Origin of the sequence: Schaalia canis, from assembly GCF_003858455.1 — a bacterium.
Taxonomy (GTDB): Bacteria; Actinomycetota; Actinomycetes; order Actinomycetales; family Actinomycetaceae; genus Pauljensenia; species Pauljensenia canis.
On the sequence record NZ_RQZF01000009.1, the window covers coordinates 117584 to 137992 of the forward strand.

General features: G+C 57.5%; 19 protein-coding genes. All 19 read right to left on the reverse strand.

Translation table 11 applies throughout. The features are described from left to right. Window positions 1-42: 42 nt before the first annotated feature. The 19 genes from EII11_RS08405 to EII11_RS08495 all read right to left on the reverse strand — a co-directional run bounded on the left by EII11_RS08405 (window position 43) and on the right by EII11_RS08495 (window position 20316). Entirely contained in the window at window positions 43-867 is an 825-nt protein-coding gene (locus EII11_RS08405; RefSeq protein WP_124871450.1) for a F0F1 ATP synthase subunit delta, read from the reverse strand. Continuing rightward, on the reverse strand, window positions 867-1433 hold the full coding sequence (locus tag EII11_RS08410) for a F0F1 ATP synthase subunit B (protein ID WP_124871453.1): 567 nt from the start codon (window positions 1431-1433) through the stop codon (window positions 867-869). Before EII11_RS08410 ends, EII11_RS08405 begins: the two co-directional genes overlap by 1 nt. Then, a complete protein-coding gene (atpE, locus tag EII11_RS08415; RefSeq protein WP_124871456.1) occupies window positions 1433-1639 on the reverse strand; it encodes an ATP synthase F0 subunit C in 207 nt (68 codons plus the stop codon). Before atpE ends, EII11_RS08410 begins: the two co-directional genes overlap by 1 nt. A 57-nt stretch (window positions 1640-1696) precedes the next feature. Next, entirely contained in the window at window positions 1697-2578 is an 882-nt protein-coding gene (atpB, locus tag EII11_RS08420) for a F0F1 ATP synthase subunit A (protein ID WP_240623116.1), read from the reverse strand. Window positions 2579-2701: 123 nt separating this feature from the next. Further along, window positions 2702-3199, reverse strand: a complete 498-nt coding sequence (locus tag EII11_RS08425; protein ID WP_124871459.1) for a hypothetical protein — start codon at window positions 3197-3199, stop codon at window positions 2702-2704. After that, window positions 3177-4319, reverse strand: coding sequence for an MraY family glycosyltransferase (locus tag EII11_RS08430; RefSeq protein ID WP_124871462.1), 1143 nt, complete (start codon window positions 4317-4319; stop codon window positions 3177-3179). The genes EII11_RS08425 and EII11_RS08430 overlap by 23 nt, the downstream gene beginning before the upstream one ends. Before the next feature lie 63 nt (window positions 4320-4382). Then, window positions 4383-5033, reverse strand: a complete 651-nt coding sequence (locus EII11_RS08435; protein WP_124871466.1) for an L-threonylcarbamoyladenylate synthase — start codon at window positions 5031-5033, stop codon at window positions 4383-4385. Further along, entirely contained in the window at window positions 5030-5995 is a 966-nt protein-coding gene (gene prmC, locus EII11_RS08440) for a peptide chain release factor N(5)-glutamine methyltransferase (RefSeq protein ID WP_165867125.1), read from the reverse strand. Before prmC ends, EII11_RS08435 begins: the two co-directional genes overlap by 4 nt. After that, window positions 5992-7089 carry a peptide chain release factor 1 gene (gene prfA, locus EII11_RS08445; protein ID WP_124871470.1) on the reverse strand — a complete coding sequence of 366 codons (1098 nt, stop codon included), beginning with the start codon at window positions 7087-7089 and terminating at the stop codon, window positions 5992-5994. Before prfA ends, prmC begins: the two co-directional genes overlap by 4 nt. 86 nt (window positions 7090-7175) lie before the next feature. Continuing rightward, the gene (rpmE, locus tag EII11_RS08450) at window positions 7176-7388 is read right to left on the reverse strand and encodes a 50S ribosomal protein L31 (RefSeq protein WP_124871473.1); all 213 of its coding nucleotides are present in this window, start codon (window positions 7386-7388) and stop codon (window positions 7176-7178) included. A gap of 231 nt (window positions 7389-7619) precedes the next feature. After that, window positions 7620-8588: a hypothetical protein gene (locus tag EII11_RS08455; RefSeq protein WP_124871476.1), complete on the reverse strand. Its 969-nt coding sequence runs from the start codon at window positions 8586-8588 to the stop codon at window positions 7620-7622. A gap of 108 nt (window positions 8589-8696) precedes the next feature. Then, window positions 8697-10271 carry a DUF5129 domain-containing protein gene (locus EII11_RS08460; RefSeq protein WP_124871479.1) on the reverse strand — a complete coding sequence of 525 codons (1575 nt, stop codon included), beginning with the start codon at window positions 10269-10271 and terminating at the stop codon, window positions 8697-8699. Window positions 10272-10347: 76 nt separating this feature from the next. Next, complete coding sequence (locus tag EII11_RS08465; protein ID WP_124871482.1) at window positions 10348-11817, reverse strand: DUF5129 domain-containing protein; 1470 nt, start codon at window positions 11815-11817, stop codon at window positions 10348-10350. A 74-nt stretch (window positions 11818-11891) separates the two neighbouring features. Then, window positions 11892-12908, reverse strand: coding sequence for a hypothetical protein (locus tag EII11_RS08470; protein ID WP_124871484.1), 1017 nt, complete (start codon window positions 12906-12908; stop codon window positions 11892-11894). Further along, on the reverse strand, window positions 12905-14464 hold the full coding sequence (locus EII11_RS08475; protein WP_124871487.1) for a hypothetical protein: 1560 nt from the start codon (window positions 14462-14464) through the stop codon (window positions 12905-12907). The genes EII11_RS08470 and EII11_RS08475 overlap by 4 nt, the downstream gene beginning before the upstream one ends. A 231-nt stretch (window positions 14465-14695) precedes the next feature. Further along, window positions 14696-16495 carry a transcription termination factor Rho gene (rho, locus tag EII11_RS08480; protein WP_124871490.1) on the reverse strand — a complete coding sequence of 600 codons (1800 nt, stop codon included), beginning with the start codon at window positions 16493-16495 and terminating at the stop codon, window positions 14696-14698. A 319-nt stretch (window positions 16496-16814) separates the two neighbouring features. Continuing rightward, window positions 16815-17777 carry a homoserine kinase gene (gene thrB / locus EII11_RS08485; RefSeq protein WP_124871493.1) on the reverse strand — a complete coding sequence of 321 codons (963 nt, stop codon included), beginning with the start codon at window positions 17775-17777 and terminating at the stop codon, window positions 16815-16817. A gap of 116 nt (window positions 17778-17893) precedes the next feature. Next, window positions 17894-19006 (reverse strand): threonine synthase, encoded by a 1113-nt coding sequence (gene thrC, locus EII11_RS08490; RefSeq protein ID WP_124871497.1) that lies wholly within the window; start codon window positions 19004-19006, stop codon window positions 17894-17896. Between the two features lie 2 nt (window positions 19007-19008). After that, entirely contained in the window at window positions 19009-20316 is a 1308-nt protein-coding gene (locus EII11_RS08495; protein WP_124871500.1) for a homoserine dehydrogenase, read from the reverse strand. Window positions 20317-20409 lie beyond the last annotated feature (93 nt).

The window sequence follows — 20409 nt, forward strand, 5'->3', positions numbered from 1 at the left end:
TGAGCATTCCTTCTGTGAGCAGTGTGTGTACGTGTGGGGTGGTCAGCGGGAGCCAACCAGTGCGCGACGCAGATCGTTGAGCTGCGTCTGAATGGAGGAATCGAGTGCGGTATTACCGACCTCAAAGCGGAAACCGCCAACGAGAGCCGGATCGATCGACACGGTCAAGGTGACATCGCGACCAAGCTTGCAGGTCAGCACTGCACGAAGACGCTCAATCTGAGCATCCGTCATGGGTGCGGCTGCCTGCACCGACACAAGCACGCTATTCATCATCGATGCAGCGCGCTCAGCGAAACGGCGCAAGGTCGAAAGCAGTCGTCCATGGGAGGTGCGGCCAACGCCTCGGCGCACCAGTCGCATGGTCCACTTGGTCAGCTGATCCTTAAAGATCGACTGCGCGAGGTCGCCACGCTCGTGGCGATTTCCGTGTCCCATATCCGAAAGCTCAAGCCTCAGATCGCGATAATCTGCCAGGAAGTCAGCAACTGCAAAGAGCTCCTGACCAACAGTTTCCAGAGCATCATTGCGGCGAGCGTCTTCCATGGTGGCGATGATGCCCAGAACTTCGCAGGCATCGTGCAGATCCATAGGATCTGACCAATGCGATGCGACCAGGTCGTCGAGGACGGTTGCGGTGGTAGCAGTCACCACCGAGCCGACGGCGCCTCGTGAAAGAGTGCGCTTGTCATCGACAGAACGAGCCGGGTCAGTCATGCCTCGACGCAGGCGAGCATCTTCGCGGACGAGGTCGGAAAGACCGAAGAAATCCTCAGCAACGCGCATCGCATCCACCCCGGGCTGAGCCAGGGCGGCGTTCAATGTGCGAGTAGCGCTTGCGAGCGCCACTTCTCCCGAGGTTCTCATCAGTTCACTCCACCTACCGGGGCTGCGGCCGTTTCCTTCTCAAGATCGTCAAGGAAACGATCAACAACGCGTGCAGTCAGGGCCGTGTCACTCAGGTGCTCACCGACGATCTTTTCTGCCAATTGGGTGGCAAGAATACCGACCTCGGTCCGCAGGGTACCTTCAGCAGCGGCGCGCTCCGCTTCAATCTGACGCTGAGCGTTTTCAAGAATACGGGCGGCTTCAGCCTGGGCCTCATCGCGAGCGGCGGCAACAATACCCTTAGCTTCTTCACTGGCGCGGTCACGGATGGAGTGCGCCTCGGCGTTTGCCTCGCGCAGCATCTCTTCGCGCTGACGCTCAGCGGAAGCTGCGTCTGCCTTAGCCTTCTCGGCAGCGCCGAGGCCTTCTTCAATCTTCGCCTGACGCTCATCAAGCATGGCGTAGATCTTCGGCAGGGCGTACTTTCCGACGAGCACCCAGATGAGAAGCAGGATCAGTGCTGCATAGAAAACTTCGTACAGCGGGGGAAGAATGACGGAGTTCTCCGCCCCGTGGTCCCCCGCTGCTGCCAGGAGGGTCTTCATCACTTAACGACGAGGGGCAGCACGAAACCAATGAGGCCGAGAGCTTCGACCATACCGGCACCGATGATCATGTTGGTGAAGAGACGACCAGCAACCTCGGGCTGACGAGCAGTGGATTCCTGGGTCTTGCCCACGAGGTAACCGATGCCGATTGCGGGGCCGAGGGTGGCGATGCCGTAACCAATGTAGGCGAGGGAGATGCCCATGTGGGTTTCCTTTTCATGTTGGGACGTCCCTGTGGACGTCTGAGTGGGGTCGGACCGTCAGTGACTTTCGACGGACAGCTTGATGTACACGGCTGAGAGGATCGTGAAGATGTAGGCCTGCAAGAAGGCCACGAAAATCTCAAAGACCGTCATAACAACCATGGCCAGGCCTGTGAGGGCCGCGACCGAGGTCATCGCATTGAGTTCAGACAGGAGAACGGCCGTACCAAAGTAGGACATGCCCAACAGGATGTGGCCGACGAGCATATTGCTCAAAAGACGCAGGGTGAGCGTCACAGGACGCACCACGAAGTTCGACAGGAACTCGATGGGCGTGATGATCAGGTACATGAGTGCGGGAAGACCTGAAGGCATGAGCTGAGACTTGAAGAAGTGCCCCGCGCCCTGCGCGCGAATACCCGCACCAATGAAGGTGATGTAGGTGAAGAGGGCGAACATCATCGGCACTGCAACTACAGAAGTAGCAGCGATATTAATACCGGGAAGAATGCCCGAGATGTTCATGAAGAGAATGCCCATGAAGGCCATGGCCAGGTAGGGCGCGTAGCGGCGTCCAAGCTTGGGGCCTAGCATTTCCACGGCGATGTTGCCTCGAATGAACTCTGCGATGAGTTCCATCATTGCCTGGCCGCGACCAGGCACAAGGCTGAGGTTGCGCACGGCAAGAAGAGCAACAACGCAGAGGAGGCCGCCCATAATGAAGCGTGCAAGGGTCAGGCGATTGAACTCAAAGAGCGTGCCTTCACCAAAGATGGCTGCCGGGAAGAAATCACCGATGCCCGGAGCGTGTGGAGCCTGTGTGAAAGCAGGAATGGCCGTGAGAGCCAGAACAGCCAGGATCAGTGCCAAGACCACCCAGTACCAGAGGGGGGTGCGGTAGGCGCGGGTTGACTCAGCCTCGGTCGTGGTGATCGTCAACAGGGTATCCTTCCGGACTCTTCAGGCGTCGATGACTGACGGCGTAACTACAAGGGCGAAAATAACAGCCAGAGATAACTGTACCAGTCCCGTCAAGGGTTCTGGATGCCATCTCATTGAATGTTAGTGGGACGTGTCCAACGGCACGACGTTGAGGATGCGCGCGCGGCTCAACATCCACACTTCAGCAAGAGTTGACAGCAGGATCATGATGATGAGAGCGACCCCAATAATGCGCACCTCGGCGCCCGCCAAGCGCCCTCCGATAAGGGAAAAGGCAACAATCAAAATCCGACCAAGGTAGCCAATCCCCAGCCATGCGGGCAGTGATGCCTGCGCAGCGTTGAATACACGTTTCACAATGCCAACAGAAAAGAAAGCCATTGCTGCCACGGATGCCATTGCCCAAAGGCCGGTCAACCCCCTCAGATCAGATGAGGCCACCATCATCCACACGCCGATGCCCAGTATGACCAGCGCCCCCAGCACAAGGGTAACGACCCGGATTCTCTCTCCGGCACGCTGAAGCGCAGGATTCCCATGCGTCACCGGCCGGTTCTCATATTCCGCAGACTGTGCCTCATCTACGGCATGGCCCTTATTCATGGGGGTGTCGTTCATGTCCGTCCTTTCCATGTGCGGCAGCTTTGCGCGCAGCCTCTCGCATCCAGGGAAACTCAGCAATGGTCAGAATCAAGACCACGACTAGCGTTGGCAAGGACACTAAGGCGACGCGATGCCAGGGATAGTTCAAAAGAGCCACCGCTGACAGTGACACCTGGGCTGTCCACAGCCACAGAATCGCCACCACTCCTCGGTGCCCATGCCCGCGAGCAAGCAGTCGGTCATGGAAATGTGAACGATCCGCGTGGAAGGGACTTTTTCCATTCTTCAAGCGGATCAGTGAAGTGGCGATTAAATCTCCCATAGGCACAACAATCACCGACAGGGGCAACAGCACAGGAAGTAAACCGACAAGGAGCTGTTGATCGCCCAACACGGAAGGATCAATCTGGCCGGTGACAATAATCGCCGCCGATGCGAGGATCAAGCCGAGGGTTTCAGCTCCACCCCCCATCATGATGGACGAGGGATGGAAGTTGAACCATAGGAACCCACCGCACACTCCCACCAATGTGATGACAACAAGGGAAGCAGTGGTGGCATAGGTTGCTGCGCCAGCTTTGACGGAGAGCGAATACGAGTAAATAAAGAAAGACATGGCACCGATGCCTACAGTGCCGGCGGCTAAACCATCCAGGCCATCAATAAAGTTCACCGCGTTAATAATTGCAACGACCACAAGCAAGGTGAGGACAAGCGATAAGCGCGAAGAGCCAATCGTGATACCAAAGATTGGGAAGCTCACGAGCTGCACGCCCGAAAGGGCCATTAATCCGGTGATGAGGATTTGTCCCGAGAGTTTCGTCAACCAATCAAGCTCAATGACATCGTCAACGACCCCCAGCACTGACATGGCTGCCGCTCCACCCATCACAGCCCAGGGGACGGAGGTAGAGAACACGGGTGCCATGTAGGGAATGGTGGAAGCAATAAGCATCGCGATAAGGAAACCAATAGTCATGGCGATGCCGCCCAGGCGAGGGATGGGGATGCTTTGAATGTCTCGGGAGCGAAGTTTCGGGACGATTCCCCAGTGCAAGCATGCGAAGCGGACAATGGGCGTCACCAGCACGGTGATCCCCATTGCCAGCAGCATGAGCAGCAGGTAGACCTTCACGTCCTGCGGATCCTCTCGACCTTGGCCTTCTTTGTGCCCTCAGTAGCGCAGTGATGCTTCGCGTTACGAGGCCGGCGGAGCAATAACGATGCCAGCCGTCTGGCTGAGCTCTTCTAAGGATAGAGCCCCCACGCGCAGAGCACGCGCCTGCCCGTGGGCGAGGTCAATGATTGACGAGGCCGTTCCGACTCTCGATTGTCCTCCATCAACGTAGGCGTCAACGCGGTCGGCGAAGTATCCTCGCGCTTCGTCAATGGAGATGGCAGGGGGATTTCCCGTGGTGTTTGCTGACGTCACAGCCATCGGACCGGTGGCGGCAAGGAGGGCGAGGGTGGCCTCGTGGTCAGGCATGCGCACCGCGAGGGTTCCATTCGTCTCCCCCAGGTCCCACCCCAGGTCGGGGCGAGCTTCAAGGATGAGGGTCAGACCTCCCGGCCAGTAGGCCTCTGCCAGGCGGTAGGCCGCTTCGGGCACATTGACGCACAGCTCGTCAATGCTCGCTGCAGTAGGCACGAGCACGGGGGGCGGCATCTGACGATCTCGTCCCTTGGCGGCAAGCAGGCGGGTGATTGCCTCTGGACGAGTAGCAATCGTGCCGATGCCGTAAACCGTGTCGGTTGGCAACACAATTACCCCTCCCTCACGGACGAGGGCGGCAAGGGAGTGGCAGTCGGCATCGGCAAGGCCGCTGTGTGCATCGTAGTTCAGGCTCATTCGTCTTCCTGGAGACTCTCAGTAGGAGGCATGGTAGTGGCTAGGGGGGCTCGGGCGATGAGCATGCGGTCGGCGCCCGACAGATCCTGGGCAGTGCGAACGTCGCGGAATCCTGCAGCCAGGGCGACCTCACGAAGCTGTTGGGATTGTTTCTCGGCATGCTCCATGACGAGCAGGCCCCCTTTGTCTGTGTCTGTGCTCGGCCTCAACAGATGTGCTGCACGGTGAATAATGCCCCGAGGGATCACCATGCCGTCCTCTCCCCCACCGTAGAGGGCTTCTGGCGGGTCAGCAAGAGCCTCGGGTTGGGTAACGTCAGCCAGGGGAACGTAGGGCGGGTTGGCAACGACCACGTCCACACGCCCGTCAAGTTCAGTCAATGCGGTGGTGGCGTCCCCTTTCACGAGGGTGACGCGCCCCGGAGCCAGACGCTCACAATTCAACTGAGCCAGGGCGTAGGCCTCGTCCATCAGTTCAACGGCATACACGCGACTGGTTGGGACTTCGGTAGCTAGGGCGAGCGCAATCGCCCCCGACCCCGTGCACAGGTCAATAACAAGAGGCCCAGCACTGTGTTGCGAACGCGAGCGAGCAAGAGTTTCTGCCTCGTCAATGGCGTATTGGGCGACCATTTCTGTTTCAGGGCGGGCGATAAACACACCTGGGCGGGCTTCCAAAGTGAGGGCACGGAACCACATGCGCCCCACGATATGTTGGAGAGGCTCGTGGTGTCGGCGTCGCGCAATCGCGCTACGGTAACGTTCAGCCGCGTGTGCGCCAATAACTGAGGGAACCTGCCAGAAGCTATCAACGCCACACACCCACTCCATGAGCGTGCGCGCATCCATGACAGGATTAGCGCCCTCTAAGCCGCCTAAGCGTTCACTACCCCAGGCGACTAGCTCGGCAACAGTGAACTCATGGCTAGCGGGTGTGGAAAACCCTGCGGGCGTGAGGGTCACGCCCCACCTGCCTGAGCGAGGCGTGCGGCCTCGTCCGCCTCAATCGCAGAGGCAATAACCGGCCCTAATGCACCGTTGAGCACCTGATCGAGATTATGCGCTTTGAATCCCGTCCGATGATCGGCAATACGGTTCTCAGGGAAGTTGTAGGTGCGGATGCGTTCTGAACGGTCCACCGTTCGCACCTGAGACAAACGCTGAGCGCTGGCCTCCGCCTCACGCTTGGCTTTCGCCTCGGCTGCTAAACGAGAGGCAAGCACACGCAAGGCAGCCTCTTTGTTTTGCAACTGAGATTTCTCATTTTGCATGGAAACAACAATGCCGGTCGGCAAGTGTGTGATGCGCACAGCCGAATCAGTGGTGTTCACGGACTGTCCGCCAGGGCCAGAGGAGCGATAGACGTCAATGCGTAGATCGTTAGGGTCAATGACGACCGTGTCATCCGTGTCAATCTCAGGCATGACGAAAACACCTGCGGCAGAGGTGTGAATTCGGCCAGATGATTCGGTCACGGGGATTCTCTGAACGCGGTGGACGCCGCCTTCGTATTTGAGGTGAGCCCATACGCCTTCTTCAGGCGAGGGGGTGCCCTTTGCGCGAATTGCTAGGGTGATGTCTTTGTATCCGCCCAGTTCCGTGTGGGTGGCGGAAAGCTCCGTCACGCTCCATCCCTTGGATTCAGCGTAGCGGGCATACATGCGTGCCAAGTCGGAGGCAAAGAGGGCGGATTCGTCGCCACCTTCCCCGGCTTTGACCTCAACGATGGCATCGCAGGCGTCGTCAGGGTCGCGGGGAATGAGGATCGTGCGTAGGGCTGAGTGAGCCTGGGCAAGTTCTTCTTCAAGCGAGGGGATTTCCTCTGCGAAAGAGGGATCCTCTTGGGCAAGTTCGCGTGCGGCGTCGAGGTCCTCTGCGGCGCTTGAGTAACGCTGGTAGGCGGCGTTAATCCGCCCGAGTTCAGCAAATCGCCGTCCAACGGAGCGTGCTCGGGAGGGGTCGGCGTGCAGAGCAGGATCAGCCATCTGGGCTTCAACTTGCGCGTACTCTTCCAACAATGGTTCGAGGGCAGCGAATTCAGTTCCGACGTGTGACACGCGAGGCTCCTTGGTGATGGGGACGAGGCTGGAAGTGACACAACGGCGCCGGTGGTCGCAGTGACCACCGGCGCCGAAGGAAAGCGTTACTTAACGCGCTTGCCGTAGCGAGCCTCGAAGCGAGCGACACGGCCGCCGGTGTCGAGGATCTTCTGCTTGCCGGTGTAGAAGGGGTGGCAAGCGGAGCACACGTCAACGCGCATCTCACCGGAAGTAATGGTGGAGCGGGTCTGGAAAGCGTTACCGCAGGTGCAGGTGACGTTGGTGTCAACGTACTCGGGGTGGATACCCTGCTTCATGGTTTTCTCCTTAGGAATTCGAGGGCGCTGGGTCCTTTGGGGATTGGTCTCAAAGGTGAACCAGAACCGAGAAGTAATTTTGCCACTAAAGGGGTGATCTCGTCCATGTCAACCCAGGCGCCAGGCCGTGACATGCCCGACATCGTCCCTTGGAGGGGGCATGGTCTTTCGAGGATATCCCCCTCCTCCCCCGGCCGTCCGCGCACAGGCAGCAGAAATGACCCGGAATGGTCACAGTTCCTGCGTCAGCGCACGCCCTTGGGCTGCAATATTTGCCGACCTTTCCTTCAAATCCACCAGCGTTGACATTGTTGCAGGAGAGTACGCCGCCACACCATCAAGTGTGATGTTGGCGCACCGCGCGCCAAGATCGTCGGTGTCACGCCGGTGGTCATTCACGCGCGCTACCAGACGAGGGTACTCAGCCGGATCAACAGTCTGGGCATCCAGGGCAGCGACAACCCTGTCATAGCTGCTCCGAGCGACAGCAAGATCAGCGTAGATCTCATCACGTAGGGCAAGATTTCGCGCTTTCCGGCGCACAATCATCGCGCATCCAAGAATCGTCAGAACGATGAAGAGTACGCCCACAAAGTCAAGCATGGTGCCACCGCTTCGGCGGCCGCCCTTCCAATCAATAGTGGGCGAAATATCGCGGGCGATCATGGTGATGTTCTCTTCGGTGAGTGCCGCTGAGGGCTTAATAAGAAACTCGCCGGAACCACCAGGGAGAGAAAAATATCCCTGCTTCAGGCTATTCCCCAGGGCATAGGCGTATTCGCCGCTGCCAGGGCGGGCACTGATAAGGAGAGTCATACCGTTCAGGTAGGGAGAGTTTCTTCCTTCAAGAAATGACTGATCCGCAGTATGCCTGCCATATTCCAAGGCGGCTTCTTGGAGGGGACGGGAAGTGTCGGGGTTGAGAATGACAACTGCTACGCGAACCCCCTGCGCTCTGAAGCGAAGTCGTTCTAATTCTTCCGTCAAAGACTGCTCGTCCACACTGCCGGTTTCATCTTCAATAGTGACCGACCAAGGAGCAAAACCCACGACGTGCCGGAGCAGAAGAATACCTGCGCCCGATCCAATCCCGACGAGGCTGAGGATGATCACCCCCGCTAGCCACGCCTGGGGAGACTTCTTCGCTAAGAAGTAGAGCAAAGGGGTAAAAGACTTCTTCGGCTGGTCTATCGGGGTCACTCGGGTTCCTCCTTGTACCTCAACTATCTGCGTCAAGGCTACGACGCACAGCGACTATACCCCCATGTCACTGAGTATTACCTGGTTGCATCACGGGAAATACGCTCGTCAATACGATGAGGACGATCCCGAACCGGAAAAACCGCCGCCGCCCCCACCAGAAGACGAGTAACTCGACGAAGATGAGGAGCCTCCCGCCCCAGAAGAACGTGACAGTGAGGCAACATAGTCAGGGTTCATCCGTGAGGAGGAATACCCCACTACCACTCCGGCTAGTGCCGTGGATGACGGCACAGAGCTTGCCATCCTGCCGCGGTTGGCCCGAATCGTTGACCCGGGTCGATAGGTCTGCACTTCCCCTCTTTCGCGCCACTGCCCTCGATAGGGAGTGCTATTGCCTGTGAACAGGTCATCAACGTCAGTGGCACCCACGTTCTCTCCGCGCTGACGCGCTGCGCGCATCGCCTCGTCAAGGACTTGCCGTGAAAGGCTCCACAACATATTGCTCATACGGTCAAGCTCACTGAGAGCATCCGAGGGGCTCAGAGTTCTTGCCTCTAGTTCGGCAGGCATCGCCCACAGTCGATGACGCGCCTTCATCGCATCGGCGCGAGCACTTGACCGCAAGCCTTCCGGCACCCCGCGCGTATCACTGATGAGCTGTTCGAGGGCGTCAATATCCTCAAAGAGTGGCCCTGTTTCATTCCTCCATACCTCGGGCCATCGCGAACTCATTGAGAGAAAGGCAGCCGTATTTGAGATACCGTCGTCAACCGCATTCAGCGCTACCGCTTTATCTCGCAAAATGGTGACATTCTTCGTTCCTTCTGGAAAGAGTGAATCAATGAACCCCAAGGAACCGAAGTCTTGGAAGAGACGCGTGAGCTCGTGGTAGTCACTGAGATACTGCTCGTAACGTTCGTAGACGCGCCTTCCGTGAATATCAGTAAGGTCAAGGATTCCTGCATCAATGCTCGTTGCCTCAAAGTCATTGCTGACCTGCGCATAGTTGCTGCGCGCCTCCTGAAGGAGGCGTCGACTACGAGCGCGGTATGAAAAACGCTGAACGAACCAGTAAAGGCCACATGCACTTGCAAAACCTGACACACCCCACCCAAGGGTGCTATTCGCCAGTGACGTGTCAATCTCAGCAGCTACAGCCTGAGCCCCCTTATAGAAGGCTTGGTCAAACTCAAAGTTCCGCAGATCATCCTTCATGCTCTCTTGAATAGCAAGTTGAGTGTTGACATCAATAGCAAGATCTTCACCGAAGTACGTTCCAACGTTGCGTTCCTGGGGTGCGAGTGCGAGGATCACCGTCTGATCCGCCCAGAACCTAGGGTTCTCTGGAGAAATCCACGCATCCTCCAAAGCCGCTGTGCGACCGTATTCCAGCGTGCGATAATTCAGGCTTTCGTCATCCAACGAGGGCAAGGTCAGAATGGAGATCTTGACCGGGCGAACGAACTGAAGCTGCGCAATCGCGCCAGCAAGTTCACGATCGTTGAGAATTGCTGCCTCGTCATACACATGAACGCTGACAGGAGCTTGGGTGGCTGGTTTTCCAAAAAACTGCAATGCAGGGAAAGCCGCGGCTGCAAGAAAAGCAATAAGGAAACCGGCCACCACACGGAAAATCTTCCACCCCACGGGTGAGGAGGTTAATTCGCTCATTCCATTCATGACAGACTCCCTCGCGTACTTCCCTGTCGAGAATACTGGTTTCAGGCAAGAATACTGTTGTCCAGGCGTAGAGTCTTTACACCCACTCTTCCAGAGCCTGCGCTAGTGCCCCAAGGGACACATAGTGAGCAACAGCGCTACCGCCCACAGCACCCGGGGCGGCCTCAGCAAGGCGATACCTCATAAGGTTCTCACGCGATAAGTCACCATGCGGATCGTAGTATCTGCTTTCGATAGCAACGACCTTGTCATCGAATCGTTCGTTAAAGGGCCGAACGTGCATACCCGATGCCTTCATCAGACGGACAATGTCAACAAGTAACCACTGCCGAAGCCGTGTGTCACATTCCCGCAAACGCTTCAGGGCTAAAGCTGGCTCGATTTCCCCCGATGTTACGGCCCTGTCAACCCCTTCACATTCAGAAAGGACTCTGTCAGGAAGGGCCGAAAAATGTGCCCCATCTGGATTGTCATAGGTCGGAAACCAATCCGTGCTCTGCAAGAAAGACCGTGCACTCTGGCAGTCCGCTTTCACACTGGCAATCTCTTTTTCCCACCCAGATCGCCAATCCCCTGCGTTGACCAGGAAAGCAGCATCCGACCGCTCATTCTCTAGAGAACGCTCAAGGGTCGTCACCTGTTGTTCCAGACGAGCCAATTGCTTATGCGCATACTCAGAGGTCATCTGAGGAATACTCAGAGCCAAAAGGGCACGCACCTGATCAATTCCTTGCTCAATGTTCTGTTTCTCGCGCTCAGATTGATAGAAGTAGTGTGCCGCTTCGGTTGATGAGTACGGGGAGCGCGCGATGACTGTCAGCTCTTCCTTATTGAGTTCAGCAAGAACCCTGAGTCTCTGCATGAGTGCCGCGCGTTGTGTCAGCCTGTCGCGCAGGGCAAGAATGGAGCCCAATGCGGCGAGGATGCCGAATACAGCTAAGGCACCCATGAGAATTGGCACAACTTTTTGCCACCACGGCCGCTCGGGAAGGGGCAGGGTTGGCTCAGCTTGAGAAGCTTTATTAGCAATACCTTTCACGAGCTTCTCCGGCGGCAATTGTGCAGAAAGCTCCTCCTTATTGATCGTCTCTTCAGAGACGTCAAAACGAATAAAGCCGCCTTTTGCCACAAGAACTGCATCTTGATTCGGCACAATCGCAAAGAGAACAAGAGTGTCAGCCCAGATCCACTGTGGACTACTAATGTCCTCGTAGACCCACGGCGCTTCCGTCACATGACTCAACGCGTAATGCTTGATCTCTTCCTTCACTTCCTCACCGGAGCTCGCCTGACTATTCATCGTCAGCACGGCAATATGAACCGGGCCGTTAAAGGAAAGAGATGCGAGTTCTCTTTCAAGTGCCGCTTCATCAAGGATCCCCGCATTGTCGTGGACTTCAACGGAAGGCGCACCGTGTAGACCCCACACCCAGATCGCACCGTAGGTCAATACGGCGATCAGAGTCAGACCTGTGATCCAGGCAAAAAGGAACCTGACTACGGCCACGGTAGGTGACGGCAGTGAAACAGGAGAATCAACGGACATGAATGATCCTTCAATCGACAGGCACGGTGCGACACCCCAAGTCTGCCATGCTGATAAGAGATTCACGCATTCATTCACTTGTCCACAAATAATCGCGAGGCTTGTCGCACCGCCATTTGCCGCATACGTACCCGTCGGCGTCTCATACGTAGCCCAGAGTCCTCCGGCAAGTAAAGCTCATGTTGCGCGTCTCGCTCAACATCGATAAGAGCAAGCCCCTGCCACCAGAGAGCCTCGGCCTGGTGACTGGCCAAAGCGGTGAAAGACTCCCAAAATCCTAGTTCTCCGAAGTCATTCAAGGCTCCTCGGAAAGCATCATAACGGGCCATGTACTTGTGCAGTTCTTGCTTCATTCGTTCCGTGCCATCACCGGTGGCTTCGGCGTAGGCATACTGAGCTTTCCATTCATCAACTACAACATGGGAGCGCCTAAAACACACCTGAGCCTGCCTGAACGCCAATGTAGCGAAGTGGCGCCGATAGAAAAGCACGACAAACCAGCCCACCCCCGCTGCAGAAAGGGTGAAGGTGAAGAATCTTAGGGAATAGCTACCCCAGGGAGTTTCATCCACCTCACTCACATAGGCGTCCAGCGCTCGTTCAATGCCTTCGTCAAAATGCTTCGTTTCATGCGCATGATTAATAGCATCTACGACCCTCAAGCGCCTCCCTCGGGTGTTGCGAAGATCATCTGCTTCGACGATGCTCAACTGCCCAAAATCATGGGAAAGGACGAGTGCAGCCAGTCCTTCCCGCCATCGGCTGGGAGTACCTTCATCGACCCACTCCAGCTCCGGGTTCGCAGCCACGTGCTCTCGGAGCGTCAGCTCTGGGGGGCTGGCCAAAGGTGTATCAGAGACGAATACGACGAGGTGAAGGAGACGGTGTGACTGCTTCCTGGCGAGGCGATTACTCAACTCCGTTTCGTTGAGTTGTTTCGTCGCATCGTAAATGTACACGGAATCAATCGGCTGATCTTCCTCTCTGCCGAAAACGTAGAGCGCGGGGAGGGCAAATACCGCAAATAGGGCGAAGACACTAACCAATGCGTAGGTGAGCAACGCTCCTGACGGTCGAAAGCGGGATGTCATTCATGCCTCGTGTTCTCGATGTTGAGCATCTTAAGCCGTTGCTCGTAGACAAAGCGCAAAGCCCCCAAAGAGCCGACGAAAACCTCCGTGTCGTCCTCGTCCTGCTCCCCCGCATCGGCCTTCCTCTTGCGAGCAACGGCGAGGAAGTATTCCTCCTCGCGCCCGGACAGATCAGGGAGAGTTCGCCAGTCGATGTTAGGGAGGTCGCTGAGAAACTCCTCCTCAAGGTGGGCACGCACCTTCTCATAAAGTTGCTCCTCCACATTGAGCGTACCCTCTTCAATCAGAAGAATCTCCTGCGCGCAATGACGGACCGCAATCATCCAGGCCTGGCGCTTCAGATCACGCCGCAGTGCCACCAATCGACGAAAGGCTTCGACAATGTCGATACGCCCCTCCCGGTAGTCCCAGGTAATCACACTCAACTGAGAGCTGAATGTCTCCGAAGTAACATCCCCCGCGCTCAGAGCGATTCCCGATGGGGCTTCATAGGCTCTGATCCACATCGATCTATAGTGACGGATACTTTCGCGGACGAGTTCTACATGCGCCTCCCAGCGCTGAGTTCCAGCCGCATTGCCGGCAATCAGATCGGCGATTCCTTCGCGTTCAGCACTCAAGATCTTGAGTCCCTCTAGGGCTGATTCAAAACGTTCCACGCTCTTTTCGGCCGTGGGCGTGCAGGACTCGATGAACCTTAGTGGCAGGTAGGAGGCCATTGTTGTCTCCCACGCTTCGATACTTTCCACATACCGTTGGTAATGCGTGAGAGCATCGAGAGCGTGCATATCGGCGACCAGGATCCTTTCTACCTCTCTGAAGCGCTCCAATGCCTGGCTCTCAAGCTCACGATACTGTGTCAAAATCCATGCAAGACTCTTCCGGTTTCTCACCCCTACACTGTCGATCTCCATAATGGCTAGGGCAGCGGCCCCACCAGCGAACAAGGCAAAAGTAAGGCCAAGCAGACGTGGGTAGAGACCAGAGTCAAGATGGTTAATCTGACGGGCCACCACCGCCTCCAACGCATCGTTTCGAGTGTGAGCCTGAGAGTCCCAATACACTACTCTCAGCAGTGCATCACAGCTCGCTTCATCGGGACATAAATCCGGCGAAACTGCTGCCCACATCTGATTATCAGCGTTCATCGCCATCACAATAACGCGCCCCCTCAGCCGCGGATCTGGCGAGGACGGTGAGGCTGGGCCTTCCTTCGCCCCTGGGACAAGCCATCTGTCCACATGCGGGTTACTTCGCAAGAAATTCCACAGCTCTACGTCGGGCGGCACCCCGTGGCCGCTGTCAACACTAACAACGATGACAGCGAGCTCTTCGTCCACGCGGTGAGCTTTCAGGCTGTGATATAGGCTGTCGCCGTCAAGGATTTGCCCCCTGTCGTAGACACGTACTGTCTCAAGCGGTTGTTTTGTGTTGATGAACAGAGCAACAACCACCAGAGAAGAGGCAATGAGTATGAGAAAACTCAGCACAAGGATGACAGCGATCCGAGCTCTCTCCTGCGGAGATGAGTGCAGTCGTGGGATCGTGTTGTTCACACATTCGTCCTTGTGTCTCGTAGAGGGGGTTCACTTTTATTCATTATGGCGAAAAAGTCTCATACCTCCTCACTTTAAGTCCACCGGAAGAGACTGCCCCTCAAAAGCTTTTTTGGCTGACGGACGATCATCGCTTCAGGCACTTTGGCACTGTAACGGCCGAGGGTGGAAGGTTTCCCTTCCGCCCCCGGCCATGACGTTCAGGTGCATAACACCTCAGGTGATGGAACCTCAGTCAGCGCTCGGCGTTGTCTTTTGGACGAGCATCAGGAACTCAGCATTGGACTGGGTTTCCTTGAGCTTATCGAGCACAATCTCCAAAGCGCTTTGCTGTTCAAGAGTGCCGAGCACTCGACGGAGCTTCCACATGATGCGCAGCTCTTCGGGAGCAAAGAGAGTCTCTTCGCGGCGGGTACCCGAAGCATTGACATCGATAGCGGGGAAAATGCGACGGTCAGCGAGCTGACGCGACAAACGCAGCTCCATATTGCCCGTGCCCTTGAACTCTTCAAAGATGACCTCATCCATCTTCGAACCGGTCTCCACCAGGGCCGAAGCGACGATGGTGAGCGAGCCGCCTTCCTTCAGGTTACGGGCAGCACCGAAGAACTTCTTAGGCGGATAGAGAGCCGAAGCATCCACACCACCGGAAAGGATACGACCCGACGCAGGGGCAGCCAGGTTGTAGGCGCGAGACAGACGGGTAATCGAGTCAAGCAGCACCACGACGTCTTGACCAAGCTCCACCAGACGCTTAGCGCGCTCAATGGCAAGCTCAGCAACAATCGTGTGATCGGATGCGGGGCGATCAAAGGTCGAGGCAATGACCTCGCCCTTGACGATCGAGCGCATATCGGTGACTTCTTCAGGACGCTCATCCACAAGAACCACCATGAGGTGAACCTCGGGGTTGTTAATCTCAATGGCCTTGGCGATCTGCTGAATCACCATGGTCTTACCGGCCTTGGGTGGGGACACGATCAGACCACGCTGGCCCTTACCAATCGGAGCAACCAGGTCAATGACGCGAGGTGTGTAGGCCTTGGGGGTGGTTTCCAAACGAAGCTGCTCGGTGGGGTAAATCGGGGTCAGCTTGCCGAATTCACGGCGACGCTGCGCGTCCTCAATGCTCATGCCGTTCACTGAGTCCACGCGCACAAGAGCGTTGTACTTCTGGCGTTGACGTTCTCCCTCACGCGGAGGCTTGACAGCACCTGCCACAGCATCACCAGCACGCAAGCCCCAGCGGCGAACGTTGCCCAGGGTCACGTAGACATCATTCGGACCAGGCAGGTAGCCCGAGGTTCGCACGAACGCGTGATTGTCTTGAATATCGAGGATGCCCGCAATGGGAGCAAGGGGCTCATCCTCACGAATCTGAGGTTCGCCCTGACGATCGCGGCGGCTCTTGAAGCCCTCCTGCGAGCGTTCACCATTCTGCCCATTCTGGCGATCACCGTTATCTCGGCGGTCGCGGTCACGTCCACGACGACGAGCATTACGGTCACGACGGCCTCGACGGCCTTCCGTCCCATCTCCTTCAGGAAGTTCAATCTCCGTCAGCTCAATCGCTGGTTCAGTAGCGGCAGGAGCCTCGGCATTGTCCTCGTCCTTCTTCGCAACGGGAGCGGGAAGGTCAAGCTGAATGGTGGAGGTGTCAATGGCGCCATCGGTGGACACGCGGCGACGGCGGCCACGGCCGCGACGCTCGGTAGCATCCGATGCCACCGGCTCAGCTTCTGATTGTGGTGTCGGAAGGTCAAGGACGGGAGTATCCTGCTCGGCAGCGTCAGCCTTCTTTGCCGCCTTCTCTGCCTTGGCGGGCTTCTTTGCGCGCGAGGGCGCGGCAGATGCGGAAGATTCGGGGGCGGCAGTCGAACCGGCTGCCGCAGAAATAGCCTCAACCAACTGAGACTTACGCATCTTCGAGATGCCTTTAAGCCCCATCTGGGAAGCAACAGATTGGAGTTCAGCCAGCTTCATGCTGGGCAGCGATGCGGCGGAAACGCCTGCGGGGAGTTCGTTACTCACGAAGTGATCCTCACTTTGAGGGCCTTGTGAAGGCAGGGTGACATCCCTATGGAAATCCTCAGGGAAGGTAAAGGACACTACCCCACCTAATCAGAGGTGTTTGCCGAAACTTGCTAGGAAACCTAGTGACGCAGGGCGAACAATCTGCGAGAAGGGTAACGTCACTTGATGACGAAAACTCAGGTGCCACCTGAGGTTGGAAACCTGTCCAACACCCCAAGCATAGCAAGCTTTTTCCCCTCTGGGCACACTTCACCCCACACAAGTGTGCCGTTTAGCGCACATTACCCGACTGGCCAAGGTGAACTGCCTCGCACAATCAGAGCGCCACTTTAGCCAAACGCCCCCTCGTCACTGACACGCCGTGGCGCGCCACCGGCATATTCACCACCGTCCATCCGGCGGCGCGAGCCTGCTCTCTGACATCAGCAGGTACAGCCTCCAAACTCAAAACAGTGGGGCCTGCCCCTGAAATCACCGCGGCAAATCCTGCCTCTCGCAACCAATCCACCAGGGCCAGGGAAGGTTCCATTGCGCCACGACGGTATTCCTGATGCAGACGATCCTGTGTACCCGCCATCAGCAGCTCATGTATGCCGTCACCCCCGTCAGCTTCAGCGGATACAAAACGCGAGGACCCATTCGCCAATAGCGCCGACAACAAAGCCGCACGCCCCGCATTGACAGCAGCATCACCGTGAGGCACATGCGCAGGTAAAGCGGCACGAGCCTTCGACGTCGACAGTTCAAAGGCCGGAATGAAAGCAAGCGGGGCAATGGCCTCCGGCGGATTTACCGACAAAGCGCCAGCAACCCCGTTCTCCATCCACGCCACCGTTGCTCCGCCCAGAATCGCGGGGGCAACATTATCTGGATGCCCTTCCATATCCGCACTTAACTGCAAAAGATCCCCGGCAGTGAGCACCTCGGGATCCCCCACGAGAGCACGCGCCAACGTCAACCCGGCCACAATCGCTGCAGCGGAGGAACCGAGGCCTCTGCCATGAGGAATCCGATTCGTACAGTGCATACGAATCCCCACCTGCGGGGCTCCCACATGGTCCAGTCCAATGCGCAAAGCCCTCACAACAAGGTTGTTCTCGCCCGTGTCAACGCTGCCTGCACCTTCCCCCTCAATGACCACCGAGGTTGCTCCGGTGACGGCATGAACAGCAATATCGTCATAAAGGCTCAAAGCCAGACCAAGACTGTCAAAGCCTGGGCCAAGATTGGCCGAGGTCGCAGGGACCTTCACGGCAACGAAGTCTTCGCGCAGACGCATAATGGCCATCCTTTACTTTCGTGGAGGCGTGAGAGGCACACGGACGGGAAAGAGATGCAGGTGGAGCACATCTCACGCCAGAGCGTGAGTGCCCCACCTGCATAGCCTACTGCTCGTCAAAGACCCAGAACAGCAGCGACAGCGTCAACGTCGGCGCGCACAACCTCGGCCTCGACATCATCACCGGCACCCAGGCCAGCCAGAGCGGTCTTAGTGTCCTTGAGGCCATTGCCCGTCACCGTGCACACAATGCGCGCCTCTTCGGGTACCTGATGTGCCTGCGCTGCTTGAAGCAGGCCAGCAACGGATGCCGCCGATGCGGGCTCAACAAAGATTCCGACCTCAGCGGCAAGAATCTGCTGCGCTTCAAGGATCTGCTCATCCGTGACCGACGTGATCTGCCCCTTCGAATCATCCCGGGCAGCAACGGCGTAATCCCACGAGGCAGGGGCGCCAATACGGATAGCGGTAGCCAAGGTCTCAGGATTCGCAATAGGAGCACCGGCAACAAAAGGCGCAGCGCCCGCGGCCTGCACACCCCACATCATGGGAACCTTCGTGGCAACGGGCTCAAGACGCTGGTAGGAGTTCTCCATCGTAGAGGCCACTGCGCGTCCCGCATACTCGTTGAAGCCCATCCAGTAGGCAGAGATATTGCCAGCGTTCCCCACAGGCAGGACATGAATGTCGGGAGCATCCCCCAGGGCGTCAACAATCTCAAAGGCCGCGGTCTTTTGGCCCTGCAAGCGGTAGGGGTTCACCGAGTTCACCAAAGCCACGGGGTAGGCCTCGGTCAGCGCCCGCACGATACGCAAGGAATCGTCAAAGTTACCATCCACCTGGATGAGCTGAGCACCGTGCATAACAGCCTGAGCGATCTTGCCAGCGGCAATCTTGCCAGCAGGAAGGACAACCACCGAACGCAGGCCAGCGGCAACCGCATAAGCGGCAGCAGATGCGGAGGTATTGCCGGTGGAGGCGCAGGCAATCATTTCTGTGTCAGTGGCAGCGATCTTCGACACGGCCATGGTCATACCGCGGTCCTTGAAAGAGCCCGTGGGGTTTGCGCCCTCGACCTTAATCCACACCTCGGCACCAACACGCTCTGAAATCGCGCGAGCGTACACCAGCGGGGTGCCGCCCTCGCGCAGGGTGACAACGGGGTCACCTTCAACAAGGGGAAGGCGGTCAGCGTATTCGTTGAGGAGGCCAAGCCATTGGTGAGCCATAATCATTCCCCTTCCATGCGGATGGTTGATGCGATTTCACGGACAACGGATGCCTGTATGAGGGCCTCAATGACGGCTGTCATATCGGCTTCGGAGGCATCGTGGGTGGTAACAGTAAGGACGGCTTCTCCCTCACCTGAACTTGGGCGCTGATTCACTGAATCCAAAGAGACCCCCTGAGCAGCGAAGATACCGGCAACTTCAGCAAGGACGCCCACGTTGTCAGCGACATGCAGACGCACGCGGTAGCGAGTGCGAACGCTACCATGATCGCAGATGGGCAGGTCAGCGTAGACCGATTCACGAGGGGCATGCCCGCCGTAAGCACGGTGGTGAGCGGCAGCAACAACATCGGAAAGAACTGCCGATGCGGTGGGAGCGCCGCCTGCACCCTGGCCGTAGAACATCAGACGGCCCGCAGATTCACCTTCAATAACAATGGCGTTGAAGGCCCCATCAACACTGGCCAGCGGGTGAGTGTTGGGAACAAGCGCCGGGTGGACACGCACGGACACACCTTCGGTGCCCTCACCATCAATGCGACGCTCGGCGATGGCAAGCAGCTTAATGGTGTGTCCCGACTCAGCGGCTTCGGCCATATCCTCAGCCGACAGGGAGGTAATCCCCTCGACGCTGACATCGTTAATGCTCACGCGGGTGTGGAAAGCCAAAGAGGCCAATATTGCGCACTTTGCGGCAGCGTCCAGGCCTTCAACGTCGGCCGTGGGGTCAGCCTCGGCAAAGCCCAGAGCCTGAGCCTGGGCGAGGGCGTCGGCGTATGACATGCCCTTGGAGGCCATGGAATCCAGGATGAAGTTCGTTGTGCCGTTAACGATGCCCTGGACGCGCATCATCTTGTCGCCCACAAGGGATTCACGCAGGCCATAAACGACGGGAACCGCGCCGGCGACGGCGGCCTCGTAGTAAAGATCAGCACCATTGGCGGCGGCAGCTTCGTACAGCTCCGGGCCGTGAGCAGCAAGGAGGGCCTTATTGCCTGTCACAACCGTGATGCCTTGGGTGAGGGCTTGCATGACGAAGGTTCGGGCAGGCTCGATGCCACCAATAAGTTCAATGACGAGGTCTTTGCCGTTGATGGCAGTGTCAGGGTCGGTGGTCAGGAGTGCCGGATCAATCTCAACATCGCGCTGGGCATCAAGGGAGCGCACGAGGACGGAGGTGACCTCAATGCGAGCGCCCGAGCGGGCACTCAGGTCTGTGGCGTGTTCGCCAATGAGTCGAATGACTTGCGATCCCACTGTTCCAGCGCCAAGGACGCCAACAGACACGAGAGGCAAATGCTCCGACATACATTCTCCTGTTCATCAGGTGCGGGGATCTCCACATCAGTTGTGTTCGCATGCGCGGGTAGCACTACCGTACGAATGGCGACAACCGAATAG